This window comes from Trichococcus sp. (assembly GCF_049589555.1).
GTDB lineage: Bacteria > Bacillota > Bacilli > Lactobacillales > Aerococcaceae > Trichococcus.
Window position 1 is genome coordinate 1 of record NZ_JBAWAZ010000260.1, and the last position, 6,569, is coordinate 6,569.

9 protein-coding genes are annotated in these 6,569 nt (G+C 51.0%); 8 read left to right on the top strand and 1 reads right to left on the bottom strand.

Annotated features, from left to right (window positions below; translation table 11 throughout):
* A partial coding sequence (gene hisJ, locus WBV27_RS09455) for a histidinol-phosphatase HisJ (RefSeq protein ID WP_424201495.1) occupies positions 1-378 on the bottom strand: 378 nt, incomplete at its 3' end.
* 159 nt (positions 379-537) lie between these two features.
* Here hisJ and WBV27_RS09460 point away from each other — a divergent pair.
* From WBV27_RS09460 to hisF, 8 genes are all read left to right on the top strand, one after another.
* Positions 538-1,359, top strand: a complete 822-nt coding sequence (locus tag WBV27_RS09460) for an ATP phosphoribosyltransferase regulatory subunit (protein WP_424201508.1) — start codon at positions 538-540, stop codon at positions 1,357-1,359.
* A 12-nt stretch (positions 1,360-1,371) separates the two neighbouring features.
* Positions 1,372-1,989, top strand: coding sequence for an ATP phosphoribosyltransferase (gene hisG / locus WBV27_RS09465; protein ID WP_424201497.1), 618 nt, complete (start codon positions 1,372-1,374; stop codon positions 1,987-1,989).
* Positions 1,976-3,226 carry a histidinol dehydrogenase gene (hisD, locus tag WBV27_RS09470; protein ID WP_086629780.1) on the top strand — a complete coding sequence of 417 codons (1,251 nt, stop codon included), beginning with the start codon at positions 1,976-1,978 and terminating at the stop codon, positions 3,224-3,226. The genes hisG and hisD overlap by 14 nt, the downstream gene beginning before the upstream one ends.
* On the top strand, positions 3,223-4,221 hold the full coding sequence (locus WBV27_RS09475) for a pyridoxal phosphate-dependent aminotransferase (protein WP_424201500.1): 999 nt from the start codon (positions 3,223-3,225) through the stop codon (positions 4,219-4,221). Before hisD ends, WBV27_RS09475 begins: the two co-directional genes overlap by 4 nt.
* The gene (gene hisB / locus WBV27_RS09480; protein ID WP_120488165.1) at positions 4,203-4,796 is read left to right on the top strand and encodes an imidazoleglycerol-phosphate dehydratase HisB; all 594 of its coding nucleotides are present in this window, start codon (positions 4,203-4,205) and stop codon (positions 4,794-4,796) included. Before WBV27_RS09475 ends, hisB begins: the two co-directional genes overlap by 19 nt.
* The gene (gene hisH, locus WBV27_RS09485) at positions 4,793-5,368 is read left to right on the top strand and encodes an imidazole glycerol phosphate synthase subunit HisH (protein ID WP_424201502.1); all 576 of its coding nucleotides are present in this window, start codon (positions 4,793-4,795) and stop codon (positions 5,366-5,368) included. Before hisB ends, hisH begins: the two co-directional genes overlap by 4 nt.
* Positions 5,369-6,073, top strand: a complete 705-nt coding sequence (gene hisA, locus WBV27_RS09490; protein ID WP_424201504.1) for a 1-(5-phosphoribosyl)-5-((5-phosphoribosylamino)methylideneamino)imidazole-4-carboxamide isomerase — start codon at positions 5,369-5,371, stop codon at positions 6,071-6,073.
* Positions 6,070-6,569 (top strand): imidazole glycerol phosphate synthase subunit HisF (gene hisF, locus WBV27_RS09495; protein WP_424201506.1); only part of this gene is annotated, 500 nt, incomplete at its 3' end. The genes hisA and hisF, both read left to right, overlap by 4 nt.

Below are 6,569 nucleotides of genomic sequence, written 5' to 3' on the forward strand. Positions count from 1 at the left end.
GAAGTATTCATCCGGCGCGAGCTGCACGAAATGCACGCTCAGAATCGAGTGGGGGACCGTTTCCGGGTATTTCTCCAGGAAGGCGCGCGTTTCCGCTTCTTTTCCTTCCAGATAATCCAATTCAAAACCGGCGTGGATTTCGATGATGCCTTGATACTTCTTGGCAAGTGAACGGACATCGGTCAGGTAGGCATCGACGTCTTCAGGACGCATTGAGCTGTCTTTGTCCGGAAGCGGATCTTCCATCGGTAATGGCGCGTGTTCCGTGAACGTGAGGGACTCGAGGCCGGCCTCGATGGCAACCTTCACATAATTTTCCAAAGCATCGGATGAACCGTGCAGGCAATAGGGGGTATGGACGTGTCTGTCGCTGAGCATCTTCTATCTTCCTTCCTTCGTAAAGTGTCATCATTTTAGGATACAATGTGGTGGCTTTCTATGGTATGATAACACCAACGTCTAATGGTATTCTAACGATATTCTAAGGATAACAGATGGACTATCAAAAAGAAATGGGAGTGAGACAGTTTGGACGAAATGATGACGAATGAATCGTTGCTAGCGAAGAAACAAAGAGAGATGGGGTTTCTCCATCATTTCCACCACTTAGGGTACGATCTGATCGACCTGGGAGTCGTAGAGAAATTTGAGTGGACACAACTGTCTCATGATGACTTGCATCTGATGCTGAACCGGCATAAATGGCAAAGCGGCGATAAACTTTTCGCCCTGCGCAGTGACTGGACGAATGCCATCGTGAGATACCGCAAGCAGTACCATTTACGCGCCGATAAAATAGCCTATTCCGGCCCGGTCTATTCGCTGCTTAAAGAGCGTCACCAATTGGGTGTGGAAACATTTACCGACTCGATTCCGAAACAGATCGAGGTTTTGGGGGATATGATCACATTCATGGAGAAGGAATTGGACCTTTCCTTATCGGTTGCGGTAGTCAGCCATAACAAATTACTGAAAAAAATTCTGAGCCCGCGGGAGTTGGAAGATCCTTCCGTCCGCAAGTTCATTTGTGAAAGAAACCAGGATGCCTTGAAGCATCGTTTGGGTGCGGACCATCCGCTGATCGGTTTGATGGACCAAGCACCTACGGAACAGGCCGGCTATCTGAAGGAAAACTATCCTGAACTGACCGGACATTTGAATGAACTGGCGGAATGGGAAGCGACGCTGAAAAGCAAGAACGTGGATTACGTCTACGCGGATATGCTGGCATTGCCGAACCAATCTTATTACAAAGGGATTTTTATCCAACTTTACGGAGAAAACCAAACGGAACCCGTAGCATCGGGCGGTCAATACACAAGCTCTTCCAAAGCATTCGGAATGGCCATCAACAATTAACGGAGGGAAAAAATGATTACTATCGCGCTATCAAAAGGCAGACAGCTTAAGGATTTTATCCAATACTTGGATGAAATCAACCTGACGGAATGGTCGACAGCATTGAAGTCCGTTTCTCGGGAATTGGTCATTCAGACGAAGGATACCCGCTTCATTTTGGTTAAAGGAGAAGATGTGCCCGTATATGTGGAGGAAGGGATCGCGGATCTGGGCATCACCGGAAGCGATATTCTGATCGAGCAGAATTGCAACATCAATAATCTGATGGATCTGCCTTTCGGCTATTGCCATTTCGCCATCGCCAGCAAAGAGAAGAAAGACATTTATCCAGTAGTTGCGACGAAGTACGTGAACTTCACCAGACAATATTTTGATTCCATCAAGCAACCCGTGAAGATCATCAAGCTGAATGGGTCCGTAGAATTGGCCGCTACCATCGATATGGCGGACGCGATCATGGATATCGTCCAATCCGGCAAAACGCTGCATGATAATGGGTTGAGCGAGCAGGTCCGGCTTGATGACATAAACGCACGCCTGATTTCGAACAAGCATGCTTATTTCTCCAAATATGATGAAATCCAGACTATAATCAACCAATTGAAGGTGACGAATAATGTACACAACTAAAACGTTCAAGGAAGCTTACAAAACAAAAAACACGATCGACTTTTCGAAGACGCAAGCCGTTATGGAAATCATCCAGACGGTCCAGGAAAAAGGCGATGCGGCTCTGTTCGAATACGCAAAACGTTTCGATGGGGCGGACATCACGGAATTGGAAGTGCCGCGGAGCGTCATCAAGGAAGCCTATGACACCTTGGATGCGGACTTGCGCGCTGCTTTGGAGGAAGCCCGCGACAACATCACGGTCTACCAAGAAAGCATCAAATGGCAACAGTCTCCGGCAGGGGAACTGTACCAGAAAATCCATCCATTGAACAAAGTCGGCATTTATGTGCCGGGCGGCAAAGCAAGTTATCCTTCCACAGTGCTCATGACTGCCGTATTGGCTAATGTAGCGGGCGTAAAGGAAACGATCGTCGTGACCCCTCCGCAAAAGACCGCCATCAATCAGGCAACCTTGGCCGCTTGCTATATCTGCGGCGTGACCCACGTTTACCAAGTAGGCGGAGCCCAAGCCGTTGCTGCCTTGGCTTACGGTACGGAAACCATTCCGCGCGTCGACAAAATCGTCGGACCCGGGAACCAATATGTCGCCTTGGCCAAAAAATTGGTCTACGGAGATGTCGGCATCGATTCGATTGCCGGACCATCCGAAATCGTTGTAGTCGTTGATGAAACGGCGAACAACGAATGGGTTGCCATCGATCTGCTGGCGCAAGCCGAGCATGATGAATTGGCCCGCACTTTCCTTGTCTGCGACAACGAAGAGAAATTGGCCGCCATCGAAGCCGAACTGCTTGTCCAAAAAGCGAAACAAAGCCGCATAGAGGTCATCGAGGAGAGTTTGAAGCACAATCACTTCCCGATTTTGACTAGCGGTAAAGAAGAGAACATCGAAGTCGTGAATCTGATTGCAGGCGAGCACGTCTCGATCCAGACAAAAGACGCAGAAGATTACATTGATGCCATCGAAACAGCCGGAGCGATCTTCATCGGTGAATATTCGCCTGAAGCGATCGGGGATTATGTTGCCGGACCTAGCCACGTGCTGCCTACCGGAGGCAATGCCCGCTTTGCGAACGGTTTGTCCGTAAACGACTTCCTGCGCCCGAACTCTGTCCTGAACCTGAAGAAAGAAACGTTCCGGAAAATGGCTCCGGCCGGGATGCTGATCGCGACAGAAGAGTCGCTGCAGGCCCACCACGATTCCTTGGCTGTCAGAATGGGGGACGACAAATGATCCGGATAAACAAAAATGAAAGTCCCATCCGTGCACTGACAAATGAAGAAATTGCCGAAATAGCTGTAGCGACGCGCTTCCAGGAGTATACGGACGATGCCATCGACCGCCTGACGGAAGCGTACGCCGCTTTCCACGGCGAAGATCCAGCCCTGATCGCTTTTGCCAACGGATCGGATGAGTGGATCCAGAAGTGCACGATCCTTTTGGGGGACGGGCCGATCCTGATGCTGGAGCCGGATTTCGTGATGTACGAAGAGTATGCCGCGCAATTCCAACGCGAAATCATCAAAGTGCCGTGCCGAGCGGATTATTCCTTTGACTATGACCAAGTGTACGCCGTCATCGAGAAGGAAAAGCCTTCCTATTTCATCGTTTCGCAACCGAACAACCCGCTGGGCGGGCTGCATCCTGCCGCTTTCATCGAAAAGACAGCGGATCTGCTGGCTGAATCCGGCGGCTATCTGATTTTGGATGAGGCTTACATGGATTTCGTGGACAATCCGCCGGCGCGTCCGGTAGGGGATCACGTCATCCTTTTGCGTACCCTGTCAAAAATCTACGGCTTGGCCGGTCTGCGCATCGGCATCGCCAGTTCGACTGAGAAGACGATGCAGTTGTTGAACTCCATCGCGCATCCGTATCCGCTCAATACTTTATCGTTGAGCATAGCGGCCTACTTGCTGGAGCATCCGGAACGGCTGAGGGCCTTCATGGCTGATCAGCGCCGGCTTTCCGCCAAACTGAAGAAAATCTTCAATGAGGGCGTAGGGGATATTCTTTCCGTACTGCCTAGCGAGACGAATTTCGTCTTCACTTACGGTGAATTGGCGCCCGCGTTGGGCCAATGGATCATCGACCACGGCTATCAGCCGCGGACTTATGAAAAATCAGGCATCCCGTGCATCGAAACGGCTGTGCGTTACTCGATCGCCACGGATGAACAGTTGGATGCCTTAGCCGAAATCATCAGAGAATGGAGAGAACAGCTGTGAGCGTATCAAAAGAGCGCATTACCAAAGAAACGAAAATCGCCATCACCTTGAAACGAGGGTTGGAACCTTCCGTCATCAACACAGGTGTGGGCTTCTTGAACCATATGTTGGATCTTTTCGCTTTCCATGGCCACTTCGTTTTGGATGTGCAGGTGGACGGCGACACGGATGTGGATGATCATCACACAACCGAAGATGTCGGGATCGTCTTGGGGCAGTTGTTGGCTGAATTGGGCCAGGATAAAGGCGCCATCAATCGCTACGGGAGTGCCTACGTGCCGATGGATGAAACCTTGGCCCGTTCCGTCATCGACATCAGCGGCCGCCCTTATCTTAGTTTCAATGCCGCGTTTTCGAAAGAAAAAGTGGGCAGCTTCGATGTGGAGCTGGTTGAAGAATTTTTCCATGGATTGGTCATCAATGCCCGCTACACTGCACATATCGATCTGATCCGCGGCGGCAATACGCACCATGAAATCGAAGCCATCTTCAAAGCCTTTGCGCAAAGCCTGCGCATCGCGATGGCCGATTCCGATGTGCAGCGCTTGCCTTCCTCAAAAGGAGTGATCGAATGATAGCAATCGTTGATTATGGTTTGGGGAACATCGCGAACTTGACGAACGCCATCCGTTTTCTTGGCTATGAAACGGTCCTGACGCATGACGAAGCAGAATTGCGCAAGGCGGACGTCATTGTCCTGCCTGGCGTGGGCCATTTCAAGGATGCCATCGAGCGGATCGATGCGATCGGTTTGCGGGAACTCCTTACTGAGTTGGAGCAGACGAAGCCTTTCATCGGCATCTGTCTCGGTATGCAACTCCTGTTCGAGCACAGCGAAGAAGGCGATGTGGATGGGTTGGGCTTTTTGCCTGGCGAAGTGAAATACATCGTCAGCGATTTGCCGGTTCCGCATTTGGGCTGGAACAATCTGCATTCAAGCCAACCAGGCTTGGACAAGGATGTCTATTTCATCCATTCCTACAAGGTAGTGACCGACGAAAATGTTGTGGCAACGGCGGATTATGGTCAGGAAATCGTGGCTATCGTCCAGAAGGATAACGTCATCGGCATCCAGTTCCACCCGGAAAAAAGCGGGGATTACGGTCTGGAAATTTTGAACCAAGCTTTGCAAGGGGGATGGAAATAAATGATAGAGATTTGGCCGGCGATCGACTTGATCGACAACAAGAGTGTCCGTCTGACCGAAGGGGACTACGGCACGAAAGAAGAAATGCAGCGTACGCCTCAGGAAGCCATCGCTTTTTATGCGCAATATGAGCAAGTGAAACGTATCCATATCGTGGATTTGATGGGCGCTTTGAACCAAAAACCGGAAGAAACACCGTTTATCGAGCAGCTGTTGCAGCAGAGCGCATTGCCTGTCGAAATCGGCGGGGGCATCCGTTCCGAAGAAACCATCAAGCACTATTTCGAAAAAGGCGCCAGCTATGTGATCGTCGGGACGAAAGGGCTGCAGGATCTGCCATGGTTGGCTGAGATGACGGCGAAATATCCCGGCAAGATCTACTTGGGGCTGGATGCAAAAGGCGAACTGGTCGCCGTGAACGGTTGGACCGAAACGGGCCGCCAGACCATCTATGATGTCGTGGAAGCGACGAATCCGATGGCTGTGGGCGGTATCATTTATACGGATATCTCGAAAGACGGCAAGATGGCCGGACCGAACTTTGAGTTGACGGGCAAGCTTGTCGAACTATCGACCCATCCCATAACTGCATCTGGCGGCGTCCGCAACATCGAAGACATCAAAAAATTGGAAGCTTTGGGTGTGGCGGCAGCGATCGTCGGCAAAGCGGCTAATACGGATGTCTTCTGGGAGGGCTTGGCATGATAAAGAAACGGATCATACCCTGCCTGGATGTGAAGGACGGTACCGTCGTAAAAGGGATCCAATTCAAGGGATTGCGTGAAATCGGCGATCCGGTCGAACTGGCGAAGCGCTACAATGCTTTGGGTGCGGATGAACTTGTCTTTCTGGACATCTCCGCAACCGAAACCGGGCACAACCTGATGATCGATGTCATCCGCAAAACGGCGCAACAGCTGTTCATTCCGATGACAATCGGCGGCGGCATCAAGTCGACGGATGACATTTCCCGTCTGCTGAACGCCGGAGCGGATAAAGTCAGCCTGAATTCATCAGCATTGGCGAATCCGCAGCTGATCAAGGAAGCAAGCGACAAGTTCGGCAGCCAATGCATCTGCATCGCTGTTGATGCGAAATGGGAAGCCGATAAAGAGGAATGGTATTGCTATACCCACGGCGGCAAAAAACGGACCGACATCAAGACGTTGGACTGGGTGCAGCAGGTGGAAGTGCTGGGGGC

Coding starts and splice junctions, on each gene's coding strand:
- hisG (WP_424201497.1), top strand. CDS start 1,372: ATGATTACTATCGCGCTATCAAAAGGCAGACAGCTTAAGGATTTTATC.
- WBV27_RS09475 (WP_424201500.1), top strand. CDS start 3,223: ATGATCCGGATAAACAAAAATGAAAGTCCCATCCGTGCACTGACAAAT.
- hisB (WP_120488165.1), top strand. CDS start 4,203: ATGGAGAGAACAGCTGTGAGCGTATCAAAAGAGCGCATTACCAAAGAA.
- WBV27_RS09460 (WP_424201508.1), top strand. CDS start 538: ATGATGACGAATGAATCGTTGCTAGCGAAGAAACAAAGAGAGATGGGG.
- hisH (WP_424201502.1), top strand. CDS start 4,793: ATGATAGCAATCGTTGATTATGGTTTGGGGAACATCGCGAACTTGACG.
- hisD (WP_086629780.1), top strand. CDS start 1,976: ATGTACACAACTAAAACGTTCAAGGAAGCTTACAAAACAAAAAACACG.
- hisA (WP_424201504.1), top strand. CDS start 5,369: ATGATAGAGATTTGGCCGGCGATCGACTTGATCGACAACAAGAGTGTC.